The organism is Luteibacter sp. (assembly GCF_036500425.1).
Classification (GTDB): Bacteria; Pseudomonadota; Gammaproteobacteria; order Xanthomonadales; family Rhodanobacteraceae; genus Luteibacter.
The window spans coordinates 206,127-222,326 of record NZ_DASYCB010000020.1 but is presented as its reverse complement, the minus strand read 5'-3'; the positions used below and the strand labels follow the sequence as shown (position 1 = coordinate 222,326).

13 protein-coding genes and 1 riboswitch are annotated in these 16,200 nt (G+C 65.6%); of the genes, 7 read left to right on the top strand and 6 right to left on the bottom strand.

All coding sequences use genetic code 11. The annotated features are described in order from the left end of the window. Window positions 1-13: 13 nt before the first annotated feature. The gene (glk, locus tag VGN46_RS05240; protein WP_414675223.1) at window positions 14-1,039 is read right to left on the bottom strand and encodes a glucokinase; all 1,026 of its coding nucleotides are present in this window, start codon (window positions 1,037-1,039) and stop codon (window positions 14-16) included. 397 nt (window positions 1,040-1,436) lie between these two features. Between glk and VGN46_RS05235 the strand changes: the two genes are divergently transcribed. From VGN46_RS05235 to VGN46_RS05225, 3 genes are all read left to right on the top strand, one after another. After that, window positions 1,437-2,726 (top strand): sugar MFS transporter, encoded by a 1,290-nt coding sequence (locus VGN46_RS05235; protein ID WP_107913565.1) that lies wholly within the window; start codon window positions 1,437-1,439, stop codon window positions 2,724-2,726. 64 nt (window positions 2,727-2,790) lie between these two features. Further along, a complete protein-coding gene (locus tag VGN46_RS05230; protein WP_107913566.1) occupies window positions 2,791-3,819 on the top strand; it encodes a LacI family DNA-binding transcriptional regulator in 1,029 nt (342 codons plus the stop codon). Window positions 3,820-4,072: 253 nt separating this feature from the next. Continuing rightward, window positions 4,073-4,735, top strand: a complete 663-nt coding sequence (locus VGN46_RS05225; protein WP_331641357.1) for an NYN domain-containing protein — start codon at window positions 4,073-4,075, stop codon at window positions 4,733-4,735. 11 nt (window positions 4,736-4,746) lie between these two features. On the opposite strand, the gene VGN46_RS05220 is transcribed toward VGN46_RS05225, so the two are convergent. The 5 genes from VGN46_RS05220 to zwf form a co-directional block, all read right to left on the bottom strand. Beyond that, on the bottom strand, window positions 4,747-5,589 hold the full coding sequence (locus VGN46_RS05220) for a DMT family transporter (protein ID WP_107913568.1): 843 nt from the start codon (window positions 5,587-5,589) through the stop codon (window positions 4,747-4,749). 153 nt (window positions 5,590-5,742) lie between these two features. Then, complete coding sequence (gene eda, locus VGN46_RS05215; protein WP_331641354.1) at window positions 5,743-6,387, bottom strand: bifunctional 4-hydroxy-2-oxoglutarate aldolase/2-dehydro-3-deoxy-phosphogluconate aldolase; 645 nt, start codon at window positions 6,385-6,387, stop codon at window positions 5,743-5,745. A gap of 19 nt (window positions 6,388-6,406) precedes the next feature. Next, the gene (gene edd / locus VGN46_RS05210; RefSeq protein WP_331641352.1) at window positions 6,407-8,218 is read right to left on the bottom strand and encodes a phosphogluconate dehydratase; all 1,812 of its coding nucleotides are present in this window, start codon (window positions 8,216-8,218) and stop codon (window positions 6,407-6,409) included. A 109-nt stretch (window positions 8,219-8,327) separates the two neighbouring features. After that, entirely contained in the window at window positions 8,328-9,029 is a 702-nt protein-coding gene (pgl, locus tag VGN46_RS05205; RefSeq protein WP_331641350.1) for a 6-phosphogluconolactonase, read from the bottom strand. Then, window positions 9,029-10,501: a glucose-6-phosphate dehydrogenase gene (zwf, locus tag VGN46_RS05200; RefSeq protein WP_331641397.1), complete on the bottom strand. Its 1,473-nt coding sequence runs from the start codon at window positions 10,499-10,501 to the stop codon at window positions 9,029-9,031. The genes pgl and zwf overlap by 1 nt, the downstream gene beginning before the upstream one ends. 238 nt (window positions 10,502-10,739) lie before the next feature. On the opposite strand from zwf, the gene VGN46_RS05195 reads away from it, so the two are divergent. The 4 genes from VGN46_RS05195 (at window position 10,740) to VGN46_RS05180 (ending at window position 16,010) form a co-directional block, all read left to right on the top strand. Then, window positions 10,740-11,492 (top strand): GntR family transcriptional regulator, encoded by a 753-nt coding sequence (locus tag VGN46_RS05195; protein ID WP_046969563.1) that lies wholly within the window; start codon window positions 10,740-10,742, stop codon window positions 11,490-11,492. Window positions 11,493-11,507: 15 nt separating this feature from the next. Further along, the gene (locus VGN46_RS05190; protein ID WP_107913572.1) at window positions 11,508-12,542 is read left to right on the top strand and encodes an SIS domain-containing protein; all 1,035 of its coding nucleotides are present in this window, start codon (window positions 11,508-11,510) and stop codon (window positions 12,540-12,542) included. A gap of 18 nt (window positions 12,543-12,560) precedes the next feature. Continuing rightward, window positions 12,561-13,706, top strand: coding sequence for an N-acetylglucosamine-6-phosphate deacetylase (gene nagA, locus VGN46_RS05185; RefSeq protein WP_331641343.1), 1,146 nt, complete (start codon window positions 12,561-12,563; stop codon window positions 13,704-13,706). A 46-nt stretch (window positions 13,707-13,752) separates the two neighbouring features. Continuing rightward, window positions 13,753-13,989: riboswitch (cobalamin riboswitch) on the top strand. A 137-nt stretch (window positions 13,990-14,126) separates the two neighbouring features. Beyond that, window positions 14,127-16,010 (top strand): TonB-dependent receptor domain-containing protein, encoded by a 1,884-nt coding sequence (locus VGN46_RS05180; RefSeq protein ID WP_331641341.1) that lies wholly within the window; start codon window positions 14,127-14,129, stop codon window positions 16,008-16,010. The last annotated feature ends 190 nt before the right edge of the window (window positions 16,011-16,200 follow it).

Sequence of the window (16,200 nt, the reverse complement as noted above, 5' to 3'; positions counted from 1 at the left end):
CCTTTCCCGCTCTTCAGTGAGCGTTCGAACCGTGCAGGTAGAGACCGGCGGCACCGATCACACCCAACTGCCCGTGGTCCATCAGACGTACCGGTACTTGCTGGAGAAAGGCGCGCATAACGCCCTTGTTGAAGAACCTGGAGGCGAAGCTGCTGGCGAGCAGGCGGTCGCGAACCTGGGGCAGGATGCCGCCCGCAAGGAACACGCCGCCGCGGGCGCCGTAGAGAAGGGCGAGATCGCCGACGAAGCTGCCGAGCAGGCCGCAGAAAACGTCCAGCGCTTCCACCGCGGCGGGATCGTTCCCGTCCAGGGCGGCGCGCGTGACTTCGGCGGGCTCGGTCAGCGTCGCGGGCGTGCCGCGCAGCGTCGAAATGGCTTCATAGAGGTGGACAAGACCCGGTCCCGACAGGGCGGTCTCGTAGGAAACGTAGTCGCGGCCGCGGGCGAGCTCGCCGAGGATCGCGACCTCGCGCGGGTTGCCCGGCGCGAGGGAAATCTGACCGGCTTCGGTCGGCAGCACGGTGGCATGCGGCGAACCCGGCAGGAGTACAGCCGAACCCAGGCCCGTACCGGGTCCCATGACGAGGATCGGACCCACGGCCGGTGCGGCGGCGGTCTCGATGATCGGCGTGGTCTGGTGGTTCTCGAGGAACTGGCAGGCGTAAGCCACGGCTTCAAAGTCGTTGACCACGGCCAGGCCGAGCAGCCCGAGGGTCTCGCGGATATCGCCGATCGAGACCGGCCAGGGCAGGTTTTCGTTGACGATAGCGTCGCCTAGCACGTAGCCCGCGCTCGCCACGGCGCAATGTTCGATGTGGTGCTGGCCATCCAGGCGGCTGACGAAGTCCTGCAGCACGGCGGTCAGGCTGGGCCAGTCGGCACAGGCGTAACGCTCGTAGCGGAGCACGTCGATGGCGGTCGAGCCGGCGGCACGACGCACCAGGCCGATACGGGCATGCGTCCCGCCCACGTCGGCGGCGATGAACGCCCCGGAACGCGAAGCACGCACGATTTCCCGTTGTTTGGCCGATTCGCCCACGCCCCGCCCCTTATGACTAATGCGTTCGTCGTCACATGAACTTTCTGTGACGCCCCTGATTGAGGCGGAGTCTGTGAGTCGAATGACAACGTTGTCAACAGGACAAATGGCTAGGACATCCACCATTCCATCCTGCGCCGCAGCAGGAAACGTTTGCGGACACCCTCGTTCTCGTCCAGTTCGCGGCATGGCGCGGCGTGCGGCACGGCGAATGCATGGTCGATCGGGCATTTGACGCGGCGCGACATCGAAAGTCGAAAACGGGGCCGGATGGGGCGGGGCCGCGTAAAAAGCCAATTGACAACGTTACGCACACGAGTCAATAAAGGCGACAAATCGGGGCGTATCCGGCGGTGCCGCCGCCTGGATACCGAAAACAACACGAGGGGAAACACCCATGTCATCCACCGCGGTCGGCGTCGACGAGACACGACATTCCAGTCTGGTTCCGATGATCATCATCGGCGTCCTGTTCTTCATTTTCGGCTTCGTCACGTGGCTCAATGGCCCGTTGATCACGTTCGTGAAGCTCGCTTTCAACCTGGACGACGTGAATGCCTTCCTGGTCCCGATGGCGTTCTACCTGTCGTATTTCTTCCTCGCCCTGCCCTCGTCCTTCATCCTGAAGAAGACCGGCATGAAGAAGGGCATGGGCCTGGGTCTGTTCGTCATGGCGATCGGCGCCGTGCTGTTCGGCCAGTTCGTCACCATGCGTATCTACCCGGGCGCGCTGACCGGCCTGTTCGTCATCGGTGCCGGCCTTTCGCTGCTGCAGACGGCGTCCAATCCGTACATCTCCATCCTCGGCCCGATCGACAGCGCCGCGCAGCGCATCGCCTTCATGGGCATCTGCAACAAGGTGGCCGGCGCACTCGCACCGTTCGTCTTCGGCGCCGTGGTGATGAGCAATATCGGCACGTTCGACAAGCAGATCGCCGCCGCCGGATCGCCGGGCGAGAAGGATGCCCTGCTCGCCGCATTCGCCGCCAAGGTGCACCTGCCGTACATGGTCATGGCCGGCCTGCTGGTTGTACTCGCCGTCTGGGTGGTTCGCTCCTCGCTGCCTGAAATCAAGCCTTCCGGTGCGAATTCCGAGCGCGCCATCGGCCACGCCAAGGGCAGCATCTTCAGCTTCCCGCACCTGTGGCTCGGCGTGCTCTGCCTCTTTGTCTACGTGGGCGTGGAAGTAATGGCCGGTGACGCTATCGGTACTTACGGCCAGGGCTTCGGCATGACCCCGGAAGACACCAAGCACTTCACCTCGTACACCCTGTTCGCCATGTTGCTCGGCTACATCGCCGGCCTCCTGCTGATTCCGAAGTTCGTCTCGCAGCAGAAGTACCTGGCGTTCTCGGCCGTGCTCGGCGTGATCTTCTCGATCGGCACCTATATGACCAGCGGATATGCCGCCGTGGGCTTCGTCGCCGCGCTGGGCTTCGCCAACGCCATGATGTGGCCGGCGATCTTCCCGCTGGCGATCAAGGGCCTGGGCGCGCTGACCGAGTTCGGCTCGGCCTTCCTGATCATGGGCATCGCCGGTGGCGCGATCATCCCGGTGCTCTTCGCCCACCTGAAGCAGAGCCATGACTTCCAGGCCGTGTTCCTCTGCCTGATGGTCCCCTGCTATCTGTACATCCTGTACTACGGCGCGGCCGGCCATCGGGTCGGTCAGCACATCAAGGACTAACGTCCGCCTTCGCTACGTAACGGCCATCCGCTAGGATGGCCGTCTTGCTATTGAGGGTCCGAGATTGCGTAGCCCTACCATCAAGGACGTGGCCGAGCGGGCCGGCGTGTCACTCAAGACCGTCTCCCGCGTCATCAACCACGAGCCATCCGTTCATGCGCGCACCCGCGACAAGGTGCAGCGTGCCATCGACGCCCTCGACTACCAGCCGGACCAGGCGGCGCGCAGCTTGCGCAGCGCCCGGACCTACGCGCTGGGCCTCGTGTACGACAACCCGAACGCCCACTACGTCATCGCCATGCAGAACGGCGTGCTGTCGGTATGCCGCGAGCGTGGCTTCGGCCTGCAGATCCACCCCTGTGACTCGTCGGCCCCCAAGCTGGCCGAGCAGCTGAGCGACCTGGTGCGGCGTAACCGCCTTGCCGGCCTCGTGCTCGCCCCGCCCATGTCCGAGCAGCCACGGCTGCTGGCCACGCTGACCGAGCACAAGATTCCCTTCGTCCGGATCATCTCCGCACGGCAGGATCCGAAGGACGGTTGGCCCTGCGTCTTCGTCGACGACCGCGACGCCGCCTATGCGATCACCGAGCACCTGATCCAGCTCGGACACCATCGCATCGGCTTTCTCTGGGGTGGCAAGGAGCATCGGTCCAGTCCCGAGCGCTACCAGGGCTACGAGGATGCGCTGCGCGAGTACGGTCTACCGGTCGACAAGAAACTGGTGGTCGAAGGCGATTACTCCTTCGACGATGGCTTCCGCGGTGCGCGCAAGCTGCTCGCACTGAAGGAACCGCCAACCGCCATCTTCGGCTCGAACGACGAGATCGCCGCAGGTGTCCTCGCGGCCGCCCGGTCCGGTGGTGTCGACGTGCCATGGGAGCTTTCCATCGCCGGCTTCGAGGACAGTCCGTTCTCGAAGCAGTCGTGGCCGGCGCTTACCACCGCGCGGCAGAACACGGAAGAAATCGGTCGTCATGCGGCGCAGCGGCTCATCGCTGAACTCGAGCGGGACGGTGATGAGCACATCATCGAGAACGAGGGCTTCAGCCCGGACCTCGTCGTTCGCGGTTCGACAGCGCCTCGGCGGTTGTGAGCGCCTACAGAACTTATCGGTCGGGGCGACATTGACGGAGAGCTTAAGGCGGCGATAATGGCGGCGGTTCACGTAGAACTTGCGGCACAAGAAGTGCTGCGCGGCAGGTGACATATAAGCGAGGTTCGTCCTCCACCTGTGTCGTGACGACGGTTCAAGACACCGAACCTTTGACACAAGAAACGGCTGCCCTGCGGGTGACATATAAGCGAGGTTCGTCCTCCACCTGCTTGGCGGCTAACTTGGAGAATGGATGCTCACCTATTCCATCATGCTCGATGGTGGCTTTGTCAGGCGGAAGACCGGCAGCGCAACGAAACCTGCCACGTCTGACGACATTGTCCGACTGTCGGCGGCCATTCGAAGCCACCCGCTCCTCCTTTCTCACCGCTTGCACCGCATCTATTTCTACGATGCGGCACCGTCTTCCGAGATCATCGAGAATCCCTTTTCCGGGGAACGACTCGATTTCGGTACGACCAGGGCTTATCGAGCCAGTGAGGTCATGCACAACCAACTGGCATGCGAGGACTTCTTTGCAAACCGACTCGGTGAGCTGTCTGTCGAGGGCTGGACGCCGAAGAAGGATCTCCGCAAGGTGACCGAGGAAAGTCTCACGCTTCGCTCCGACGACATCAAACCGATAGTCGGTCAGAAGGGCGTTGACATGCGCATCGGACTCGACATGGCGAGTCTCACGCTAAAGAAGCTTTCGTCGCTGATCGTGCTCGTGACGGGCGACAGTGATTTTGTTCCTGCCATGAAGTTCGCGCGCCGAGAAGGCACGCAACTTGTCCTTGTCACGCTTGGACATGGCGTCAAGGAGCCTATGCGTCACCACGCTGACGTCGTCCTGCCGAGCGGTGTGGCTGAGTGGTTCGCACGACTGGCGGCAACGAGTCCCGCCCAGGCCTGATCGACGCGAGGTCAGGCTACCGTCATGACCCCGATGGCCGCAACGGCGATCGCAAGGCCAAGCCAGTTAAGCCACGAGAGCTTCTCGCGGAACGCCAGCGCGCCGACAAGCGCGCCAAGCAGCACGACACCGAGATTCATCGACGCGAACACCAACGAAGGATCGTTCGGCAGCGCTTGATGGCCGCGGACGTAGAAGAGGATGTTGGCGAAGTTCGCCGCGCCGAGCACCGCACCGAAACCGATGCTGCGCAAGGACAGCGCCGCCTGGCGGGTCAGAGCACGGGCGAAGACGGCGATCCAGCAGAGCACCAATGCAATGAGGAACGAAGCGAGCAGGGCGCTGGGAAAGGGCGCATGCGCCTGCGCGATCAGCTTGAAACAGATGTCGATGGCGCCGAAGCCGGCGAACACGGCCAGCGGTGCGAGCCAGCCTGCGCGTTCGGTGCGCTCCTTGCGCCAGAGAATGCAGGCCACGGCGACGAGTGCGAGGACGATGCCGAGGATCTTCAGCGGAACCAGTACCTCGCCGAACAGGAGGAAGGCGGCCGCCAGCGACAGGAACAAGGACAGGCGCTGGGCTACGTCGGTGCGGACGATGCCGGCGCTGCTGACCGAGCGGGCGAGCATGACGAAGATCGCCGGCAGCAGGATGCCGAGCAGGATCAGCGGGGTGCGTGCATCGGACTGGAGCGCCGCCTGTGGCGTCGCGCCGAGCAGCCATACGGCGAGTCCCGCGGCCACGATGTAGTTGGTGGCAACCGCCTGGACGATGTCGACGTTCGCGCGGCGCGCGAGCTTCAGCAGGACCGAGACGGTAACGCTGAAGGCGACGGCGAGGAGGATGTAGATCATGGGCGGGGATGTCGCGGTGGGGCGAAGCTGGGGAGTTTCGCACGAAGCATCGCCGCTGAAGCGGCTCCCACAGAGAGCACAGAGCATCGCCGCTGAAGCGGCTCCCACAAGGAGCAGCTGTCCCTGTGGGAGCCGCTTCAGCGGCGATGGGTACTAGCGACCGAGCTGCGAAGCCTCGCGCGCCAGCGCTTCAATCGCGGCGTAATCGCCAGCAGCCAGCAGGTTCGCCGGGGTCAGCCACGAGCCGCCCACGCAAACCACGTTCGGCAGCGCGAGGAACTCGGCGGCGTTGGCCAGGCTGATGCCCCCGGTGGGGCAGAAGGTGATCTGCGGCAACGGGCTGGCCCAGGCGCCGATCAGCTTGCTGCCGCCGGCCGGCACCGCCGGGAAGAACTTCTGGAAGCGGTAACCGCGCTCGAGCAGGTTCATCGCCTCGCTGGAGGTGGCGGCGCCCGGCAGCAATGGCAGGTCGTGGTCGGCGGCGGCGTCGAGCAGGCGCGGCGAGCTGCCCGGCGACACGGCGAACTTCGCGCCGGCCTTGTATGCCGCCTCGAGGTCGCGCGCGGTCAGCACCGTGCCGACGCCGACGAAGGCGCCTTCGACTTCCGCGGCGATCGCACGCACAGCGTCGAGCGCGGCCGGCGTACGCAGGGTCACCTCGATGGCGCGAATGCCACCGGCCGCCAGCGCACGCGCCATGCCTACGGCTCTGGAGGCGTCTTCGATGATCACCACGGGAACCACCGGCGCCAGGCGCAGGGTGGATTCGACGAGTTGTTGCTTGGCTTCGTTGCTCATCAGGTACGGCTCCGGAATATCAAAAGACGCCCGCACCGAGGTCGGCCGTGACGGCGGACTGGCGGAACATGGCGAAAAGTTCGCGACCCATGCCGGTGTGGTGCACGGCCAGGTCGATGTTGTCGGGAATGCGGCTGTTCCAGTCTTCGGCGTCGACCAGCACTTCGATCGTGCCGGCGAGCGCGTCCAGGCGCACGAGGTCACCGGTGCGAATGCGCGCGATGGGACCACCGGCTTCGGCTTCCGGGGTGACGTGGATGGCCGCTGGCACACGGCCCGACGCACCGGACATACGGCCATCGGTAAGCAGGGCGACGCGGTGCCCACGGTCCTGCAGCAGGCTCAGGGTCGGCGTGAGCTTGTGCAGCTCGGGCATGCCGCGCGCGCGCGGCCCCTGGAAACGCACGACGGCGACGAAGTCGCGATTGAGCTCGCCGCGATCGAAGGCCGCCTTCACGTCATCCTGTTCGTCGAAGACGATGGCCGGTGCTTCGACGATCATGCGATCGTCGGGCACGGAAGAGACCTTGATCACGGCGCGGCCGACATTGCCCGAGAGCATGCGCAAGCCACCGTCCTGGCGGAACGGTTCGGCGATCGAACGGAGCACGCCGCGGTTGCCGCTCTCCTTGGAAACGCGCTGCCAAGCGAGGCTCTCGCCTTCAAGCCGGGGCACATGGCGATACGCTTCCAGGCCATGACCCATGATGCTGTTCACGTCGCCGTGCAGCAGGCCGCCGTCCAGGAGCTGGTCCATCAGGAAGGCCATGCCGCCGGCTTCGTGGAAGTGGTTCACGTCCGCGTAGCCATTCGGATACACGCGCGCCAGCAGAGGTACGACCGCCGAGAGTGCGTCGAAATCATCCCAGCGCAGCTCGATGCCGGCAGCCCGCGCGATGGCAACCAGATGCAGCAGGTGGTTGGTCGAACCACCGGTCGCATGCAGGCCGACCACGCCGTTGACGATGGCGCGCTCGTCGACGATGCGACCGATCGGCATGTAGTGATCGCCAAGGCAGTCCGTCGCCAGCACGCGTTCGACGGCAGCCGCGGTGAGCGCTTCGCGCAATGGCGTGTCCGGTGCTTCGAAGCTGGCACCCGGAATATGCAGACCCATGATCTCCATCAGCATCTGGTTGGAGTTCGCGGTGCCATAGAACGTGCAGGTGCCGGAACCGTGGTACGAACGTGCCTCCGCATCGAGGAGTTCGGCGCGAGAGGCCTTGCCGGCGGCGAAGGCCTGGCGGACCTTGGACTTCTCTTCGTTGGGAATGCCCGAGGGCATCGGGCCCGACGGCACGAAGGCGCTGGCGAGATGGCCGAAGCTCAGCGCACCGATCAGCATGCCGGGCACGATCTTGTCGCAGATGCCCAGGTAGAGCGCACCTTCGTACATGTCGTGCGACAGCGACACCGCGGTGGCCATGGCGATGAGGTCGCGCGAAAACAGCGACAGCTCCATACCCGGGCGCCCCTGGGTGACGCCGTCGCACATCGCCGGCACGCCACCGGCGACCTGCGCCGTGGCGCCGAACGTGCGCGCGGTGGCACGGATGCGCTCCGGGTAGCTTTCGTACGGCTGGTGCGCGGAAAGCATGTCGTTGTACGAGGTGACAATGGCGATGTTCGCGGCGTGGCCGTTGCGCAGCGCCTCCTTGTCGTTCTCGCCGCAGGCGGCGAAACCATGGGCAAGGTTGCCGCACGACAAATGGTGTCGCTTCGCACCCTTGCCGCGCGCGCCTTCGATCTTCGCCAGGAAGGCGGCGCGCGAGGCGTGGCTACGCTCGACGATTCGCTGAGTCACCTCGGCGAGGATGGGGTGAATGGTCATGGCAGTTCCGCGTGGCTACGTAGTGGGGTCGCCGGCCCCCGCCGGGGCGACCCGTGCCGCGCGTATCCCGCGCGGCACGATGGCTTTAACAGCGTTGGGACAGTCGGTCTCAGGGCGACCAGTACACGTCGACGGGGACGCGTTCCTGCTTCAACACCGAGGCAATCGGGAAATCTTCGCCGGCAAGCGCCTTGCCGAGAACCTCTTTCTTGTCGTTGCCTTCGATGTGCAGGTAGAGCGCACGCGTATCGAGTACACGGGGCAGGCTGAGCGTGATGCGCGGCTCACCGGCGCCTTCGGCACGCATCGACAGGACGCTTTGCTTGCCGTCGAGATCGAGCGCCTGGGCGAGATGATCGCCGCCCGGGAAGAACGAAGCGGTATGGCCGTCCGGACCCATGCCAAGGACCACGACATCGAAGGGCTTGCCGAGGGCATCGACCTTTTCGCCGACGCCGGCGAGCGCGGCGTCGACGTCATCCGCATGCGCCTTGTCGAACAGTGGCTGGAAGCCCGCGACATGCGCTTCGTGTGCGATCAGCGTTTTCTTGACGAGGCGCGCGTTGGAACGCTCGTTGTCTTCGTCCACCCAGCGCTCGTCGACCAGGGTGATGGTGACCTTCGACCAGTCGATTTCCTGTTCTGCCAGCACGGCGAACATCAGCTTCGGCGTGCTGCCGCCACTGACGACGAGACTGGCCTTGCCGCGCGCCTTGATGGCGGCGTCGAGCTTGCTCGCGATGTCGCGGGCCAGCATGTCGCCAAGGGTCAGGCGATCGGCGAATTCATGACGATTCACTTTTGCGTTCATCAGGCAGCGTCCTCGGCCCAGGTACGGCCATCGCGTTCGATGAGCGCCACGGCGGCGCTCGGACCCCAAGTACCCGCGGTATACGGCTTCGGCGTGTCACCGCCGGCCTCCCACGCCTGGAGGATGGGGCCGGCCCAGTTCCATGCCGCCTCGACTTCGTCGCGACGCATGAAGAGGGTCGGGTTACCACGAACCACATCGAGGATCAGGCGCTCGTAGGCATCGGGCTGCTGGATGCCGAACGCCGCCGCGAAGCTCATGTCGAGCGGCACGTGGCGCAGGCGCAGGCCACCCGGGCCCGGATGCTTGATGGTCAGCCACAGCTTCACGCCCTCGTCGGGCTGCAGGCGCAGCGTGAGGCGGTTGGGTAACAGCGGGCCATTGGCGGGGTCGAAGATGGAATGCGGCAACGCACGGAACGTCACGACGATCTCCGACACGCGACTGGGGAGGCGCTTGCCGGTGCGCAGATAGAACGGGACACCGGCCCAGCGCCAGTTACCGATCTCCGCCTTGAGGGCGACGAAGGTTTCGGTCTTGGACTGGTCGCTGCCCAGTTCGTCCAGGTAGCCCGGGACACTCTGCCCTTCGGCCGCACCGGCGCGGTACTGCCCGCGCACGGTGAGCTGGCCGGCGTTACTGGCGTCGATGGGACGCAGCGACCGGAGCACCTTGAGTTTCTCGTCGCGCACGGCATCCGGCGCCAGCGACGACGGCGGCTCCATGGCGAGCATGCAAAGGAGCTGGAGGATATGGTTCTGGACCATGTCGCGCAGCGCGCCCGCACGGTCGTAGTAGCCGGCGCGATGGCCGACACCGACCGTTTCGGCGACGGTGATCTGCACATGGTCGATGTGCTGCGCATTCCACAGCGGCTCGAACAAGGCGTTGCCGAAGCGCAGCGCCAACAGGTTCTGCACCGTTTCCTTACCGAGGTAATGGTCGATGCGGTAGGTCTGCGATTCGGTGAAGTAACCGGCTACGGCGTCGTTGATCGCATTGGCGCTCTGGAGATCGCGGCCGATGGGCTTCTCCAGAACCACGCGCGAGCGTTCGCCGTTGAGTTCAAGCGAGCCCAGGCGCTGGCAGATGTCGGTGAAGATGTCCGGCGAGGTCGACAGGTAGAACACGCGGATGTGCGTGGGCTGCGCCGCCATGAGGGCCGAGAACTCGTCCCAGCCGTCGGGCTTGCGGGCGTCCAGGGAGCGGTAGCCGATCATCGCGATGAAGGCGTCGAGCTGGGCCTTGGCGACATGGGCCACGCCCTTCTCGATGGCGCCGCGAACCTGCTCGCGGTACCCGGCGTCGTCCAGTCCTTCGCGAGCCACACCGATGATCCGGCTGCTCGGCTGGATCTGGCCGTCGACGAAGCGGTGGTACATGGCGGGAAGGAGCTTGCGGACGGCGAGGTCGCCGGTGCCGCCGAAAATGACCAGATCGAATGGCTCGATCGGCAGGAGTTGTGCGCTCACGACAGTGGCCTGTTCAAAGTCGAGGGAAGATGCCACCGGATCGTACCAGTGACATACCAGGTCATACCAGCCCCGTACCAATCGCCGCGGCGTTTCGCCGCCATTGACGGCATGAATACCCAACGGAAACGTTTCCACGGCCCATTTGGATCGTGCAAACGAATGTTTGAATCCCCCGGTGGTATGGGCGAACTTGCACGCGCTTGCCCCAGTGGTCAGGTATTGGTATCTTCAGGAAATGGAAATCGCCCTCGTCGCCGAATACCAGCGCCTCCAGCACGACCCGGCCGCCCGGCTGCCGCTGGCGTACATGCGCCTGCGCCGGGCGATCCGCAACGTGATCGAGAACGGCGAGGTGCAGGTCGGCCATGCGCTGCCTAGCGAACGCGACCTGGCCCGGGCCCTCACCCTGTCCCGGGTCACCGTGCGCAAGGCCATCGGTGGCCTTGTCGAGGACGGCCTGCTCACGCAGCGGCACGGTGCCGGCACCTTCGTCTCCGAGCGCATCGTCAAGCCGCTCTCGCGGATGACCAGTTTCACCGAAGACCTTCGTGCCCGCGGCCTCAACCCGCGCTCGGAGTTTTTCGAGCGCGCGATCGGTGAAGTCACTCCCGAGGAGTCCATGGCGATGAACCTGTCGCCGGGCACCCAGGTGGTCCGCCTGCACCGCCTGCGCTACGCCGGCGACGAACCGCTGGCCATCGAGCGCAGCGCCGTGCCGCTGTCGCTCCTGCCCGATCCGAACCTGGTCGAGGACTCCCTCTACGAGGCCCTCGACAAACTGGGCAACCGTCCGCTTCGCGCCTTGCAGCGCCTGCGCGCGGTAGTGCTCGGTCCGGCGCAGACCCGCTTGCTGCGTCTGAGCGCGGGCAGTGCGGGCCTCAGCATCGAACGCCGCAGCTTCCTCGACGACGGCCGGATCGTCGAATTCACCTGTTCCTGGTACCGCGGGGACATCTATGACTTCGTCGCCGAGCTGCAAAGCGACTAACGAGCCAACCAGACCATGACGATCCAGCCGCAAGACACCCTGATGTTCCGCGAAGCGCACGAGACCGCCGAGGTCGTCGAGCGGCAACTCGCCAACAACGAAGCCGTGATCGGTGCCCTGGCCGAACGCCTGCGCGCCACACCGCCGCGCATGGTCATCACCTGCGCACGCGGCAGCTCGGATCACGCGGCCATGTACGCCAAGTACGTGTTCGAGACCCAGCTCGGTGTCGTCACCGCCTCGGCCTCGCCGTCGGTCACCTCGATCTACCACGCGGCGCAGCGCCTCGATGGCGCGCTCTACGTCGCCATATCGCAGTCCGGCAAGAGCCCCGACCTGGTCCGTAATGCCGAGGCCGCAAAGAAGGCCGGCGCCTATGTGGTCGCCCTGGTCAACGTCGTGGACTCGCCGCTGGCCGCTGTCGCCGATGTGGTCGTGCCGCTGCATGCCGGCCCGGAAACCAGCGTCGCCGCGACCAAGAGCTACCTCGGCGCGCTGTTCGCGATCCTGCATATCGCCGCGCGCTGGAGTGGTAAGCCCGAGATCGCCGACGCGATCACCGCGCTGCCTGCCCAGCTCCGCCATGGCTGGAACGCCGACTGGTCGGCGCTCACCGATGGCCTGGTGGATGCGCATAACCTGTTCGTCGTCGGTCGCGGTTTCGGCTTCGCCGGTGCGCTCGAGGCGGCACTGAAGTTCAAGGAAACCTGCGGCCTGCACGCCGAGGCATTCAGTGCGGCCGAAGTGAAGCACGGCCCGATGGCTCTGGTCGGTCCGGACTTCCCCGTGCTGTTCTTCGCGCAGAACGACGACACGCTGCCCGGCGTTCTCGACGTCGCCGCCGAGTTCCGCAAGCGCGGCGCCAGGGTCTGGGTAGCCGCGCCGGGCGCCACAGGCGACGACATCCTCCCGCTGGTCGCCACCGCGCCCATCGCCGCGGTGCTGGTCACCGTCCAGAGTTTCTATCGCGCCACCGCCGCTCTCGCGCTGCGCCGTGGTTTCAATCCCGACGTCCCGCCGCACCTGAACAAGGTGACGGAAACCGTCTGATTTACGGAGTTTCCTCGTATGACCCTCGCCCTCGTCAACGGCCGCGTCCTTACCGATAACGGATTCCAGGGTGGCTTCGCCGTCCTGATCGACGATGGAAAGATTACCGGTCTCGCTCTGCCGTCCGATCCTCGCGTGCGCGCGGCCGACCGCCACGACCTCGGTGGCCGCACCCTGCTACCGGGCTTCATCGACTGCCAGGTCAACGGTGGCGGTGGCGTGCTGTTCAACGACGTGCCCACCGTCGATGCGATTCGTACCATCGGCCAGGCACACGCGAAGTTCGGTACCACCGGCTTCCTGCCGACCCTCATCAGCGACGATGTCGAGGTGATGGCGAAGGCCATCGACGCCGTGAACGACGCCGTGGCGCAGGGCGTACCGGGCGTGCTCGGCATCCATCTCGAGGGCCCGTTCATCGCGCCCGAGCGCAAGGGCGTGCACGATGCGGCCAAGTTCCGCATCGCCGATGCGAGTGACGTGGCGATGGTCGCCCGCCGCCATGGTGGCGTGACCCTGCTCACTCTCGCGCCGGAGCGCGCCAGCGCCGCCGTGCTGCAGGAGCTGGTCGCCAACGGCGTGATCGTCGCCGCCGGCCACACCGCAGCGGATTACGACACCACACGCAACGCACTGGCCACGGGTATTCGCGGCTTCACGCACCTGTTCAACGCGATGACGCCGTTCACCAGTCGCGAACCCGGCGTGGTCGGCGCGGCACTTGAGGACCCGGCCAGCTGGTGCGGCCTGATCGTCGACGGCCATCATGTACACCCGGCTTCCTTGCGCGTCGCCATCGCGGCGAAGGCGCGCGAGAAGATGATGCTGGTGACCGACGCCATGCCGCCGGTGGGCTCGGACGATCCCACCTTCGTGCTCAAGGGCGAGACGATCACGGTGAAAGACGGCGTCTGCCAGACCGCCGACGGCACGCTGGCCGGCTCTGCGCTGGACATGGCCACGGCTGTGCGCAACACGATCAACATGGTCGGCGTGCCTTACGACGAAGCGGCTCGCATGGCTTCGACCTACCCCGCGGCCTTCCTCGGTCTTGGCGCCACCCATGGCCACATCGCCGCCGGTTACCGCGCCGACCTGGTCGTGATGGACGACAACCACGACGTCGTGGAGACCTGGATCGCCGGCGTACGCGTGGTCGGCTGACGACGATACGGTTGTTAAATCCGCGTGACACCAACCCGACGGCCCGCTAAAGTGGCGCGGTTCGGGTGTCCCGACTGGCCTGAGGCCAGCGGGATGAAACGGGAAGCCGGTGCGTCGCCTCGCGACTATTCCGGCACTGCCCCCGCAACGGTAAGCGACAGGAAGACCTGAAGGTCTTTACGGAAACCGGCCATACGCCACTGCGAAAGCGGGAAGGCGCCGGGTTCCGCCACGGCAGGTGGCTGAAGTGAGTCCGGAGACCGGCCCGATGCATTCGCCTCGCGACTATCGCGGGGCGTTTTATGTTGGGCGATTCGCGGAGGGCGGATCCGGACAGCGTTCCGGGTCGATCCGTGCCCGCATGCCGTTCGCCGTTTGTCCTCCGTGTCGCCTTTAGCGACGCAATAAGGAAACGGCTCCATGAAGAAGACCCTGCTCGCGATGGCCTTGCTGTCGTCCATCGCCGCCGCCCACGCGGCCGACGCTCCCGCCGACCGGCTCGACCCGGTGGTCGTTACCGCCAATCGTGCGGCCACGCCGCTCGATGAAGTGCTCGCCCCGGTCACGCTGATCACCCGCGAGGACATCGAGCGCCTGCAGCCGGTCAGCGTGCAGGACCTGCTCACCGGCCTGCCGGGCATCGTCATCGCCAACGCAGGCGGCATCGGCCAGCAGACCTCGCTGTTCATGCGCGGCACCAACTCCTCGCACACCCTGGTCCTGCTCGATGGCGTGCGCGTCGGCACCGTCGGTGCCGGCATCCCGGCCTACGAGCAACTGCCGGTGGACCAGATCGACCACATCGAGATCGTCCGCGGCCCGCAGTCGAGCCTTTACGGCTCAGACGCCATCGGCGGCGTCATCCAGATCTTCACCCGCCACGGCCAGGCCGGCGAAGCGCCGACCCCGTCGCTTTCGGTCACCGGTGGCAGCCATGGCTACACCGACGGCCAGTTCGGTCTGTCCGGTGGCACCCAGCACAGCTGGTACAACGCCAGCCTCGGCGGCCAGTACACCTCGGGTATCAATGCCTGCCGCGTCGGCGCGGGCGACGTGTTCAAGGGCTGCTTCACCAACGAGCCCGATCACGATGCCTACCGCACCTACAACGGCGCACTCTCCGGCGGCTACCGCTGGGACGACGGCACCGAGCTCACCGGGAGCTGGCTGCGCAGCAAGGGCGACATCGAATACGACGGCGACTTCCAGAACCTGACCCGCCGCTCGCAGCAGGTCGCCGGCACCAAGCTCGCCTTCAACGCGCTTGAGAACTGGCGCATGTCGATCAGCCTGGGCCAGAACCAGGACCGTGCCGACAACTACCTCAACGGCGCCGACAAGACCCTGGACTTCGTGAACTACGGCGTGGACAAGGCACGTGTGGGTTACCTGTACTCCAAGCGCAACCAGGCGTCCTGGCAGAACGACATCACCCTCGCGACAGGCCAGACCCTGAGCGTCGGCGTCGACTACCAGCAGGAGAAGCTGAAGAGCGACACGGATTACCTCAAGGACACCCGCAACAACACCGGCGTGTTCGCGCTGTACCAGGGCATCTTCGGCGCCAATGAGATCCAGCTCTCGGCACGCCACGACCACAACACGCAGTTCGGCAACCACACCACCGGTCAGGCGGCTTACGGCTTCCGCTTCGACAACGGCATGAAGGTCACCGCCTCCTACGGCACGGCATTCCATGCGCCGACCTTCAACGACGAGTACTACCCGTACGGCGCCCCGGTGAACCTGAGCCCCGAGAAGTCGCGCACCGCCGAGATCGGCCTGTCGGCCCGCCCGGGCATCTGGAACTGGGCGGTCAACGCCTACCAGACCAAGGTGGACGACCTGATCGGCTTCGACGCGAACTTCCTGCCGATCAATGTCAGCCAGGCGCGCATTCGCGGCCTGGAAGGGCAGCTGGGCGCGGACGTGGACGGCTGGCACCTGCGTGGCTACGCCACCTTGCAGCAGCCGAAGGACCGCGACAGCGGCGACGAGTACAACAACCTGCTCGCCCGTCGTCCCAAGCGCACGGCGCGTGTCGACGTGGACCGCGACCTGGGCTCCTTCACGGTCGGCGGCTCGGTCTACGCGGCTGGCTACAGCTACGACGATGCGGCCAATACGACGCGCCTTGGTGGTTACGCCACGGCCGATGTGCGTGCTACGTGGCACGTCGATAGCGACTGGAGCGTTCAGGGTCGCCTGGCCAATGCGTTCGACCGTCACTATGAAACTGCTGCGTATTACAACCAGCTGGGCCGGACGTATTACCTGACCGTGCGGTATTCGCCGGCGCGTTGAGGCGGGTTTGTCGTTGAGGCGATGCCATCGCCGCTGAAGCGGCTCCCACAAAAAGACCTGCCTGGGCCTGATAAGTACCGGGCTTTTTGTGGGAGCCGCTTCATCGGCGATTCCCTCGATCTAAATGAACAAGGCACCCCTGCCTTCCGGCAGGGCCCCCACTAAAGGCACACGCGACACCGTCGCGCTG

Coding starts and splice junctions, on each gene's coding strand:
- VGN46_RS05195 (WP_046969563.1), top strand. CDS start 10,740: ATGGAAATCGCCCTCGTCGCCGAATACCAGCGCCTCCAGCACGACCCG.
- VGN46_RS05220 (WP_107913568.1), bottom strand. CDS start 5,589: ATGATCTACATCCTCCTCGCCGTCGCCTTCAGCGTTACCGTCTCGGTC.
- VGN46_RS05180 (WP_331641341.1), top strand. CDS start 14,127: ATGAAGAAGACCCTGCTCGCGATGGCCTTGCTGTCGTCCATCGCCGCC.
- eda (WP_331641354.1), bottom strand. CDS start 6,387: ATGAGCAACGAAGCCAAGCAACAACTCGTCGAATCCACCCTGCGCCTG.
- pgl (WP_331641350.1), bottom strand. CDS start 9,029: ATGAACGCAAAAGTGAATCGTCATGAATTCGCCGATCGCCTGACCCTT.
- edd (WP_331641352.1), bottom strand. CDS start 8,218: ATGACCATTCACCCCATCCTCGCCGAGGTGACTCAGCGAATCGTCGAG.
- VGN46_RS05190 (WP_107913572.1), top strand. CDS start 11,508: ATGACGATCCAGCCGCAAGACACCCTGATGTTCCGCGAAGCGCACGAG.
- nagA (WP_331641343.1), top strand. CDS start 12,561: ATGACCCTCGCCCTCGTCAACGGCCGCGTCCTTACCGATAACGGATTC.
- VGN46_RS05235 (WP_107913565.1), top strand. CDS start 1,437: ATGTCATCCACCGCGGTCGGCGTCGACGAGACACGACATTCCAGTCTG.
- VGN46_RS05225 (WP_331641357.1), top strand. CDS start 4,073: ATGCTCACCTATTCCATCATGCTCGATGGTGGCTTTGTCAGGCGGAAG.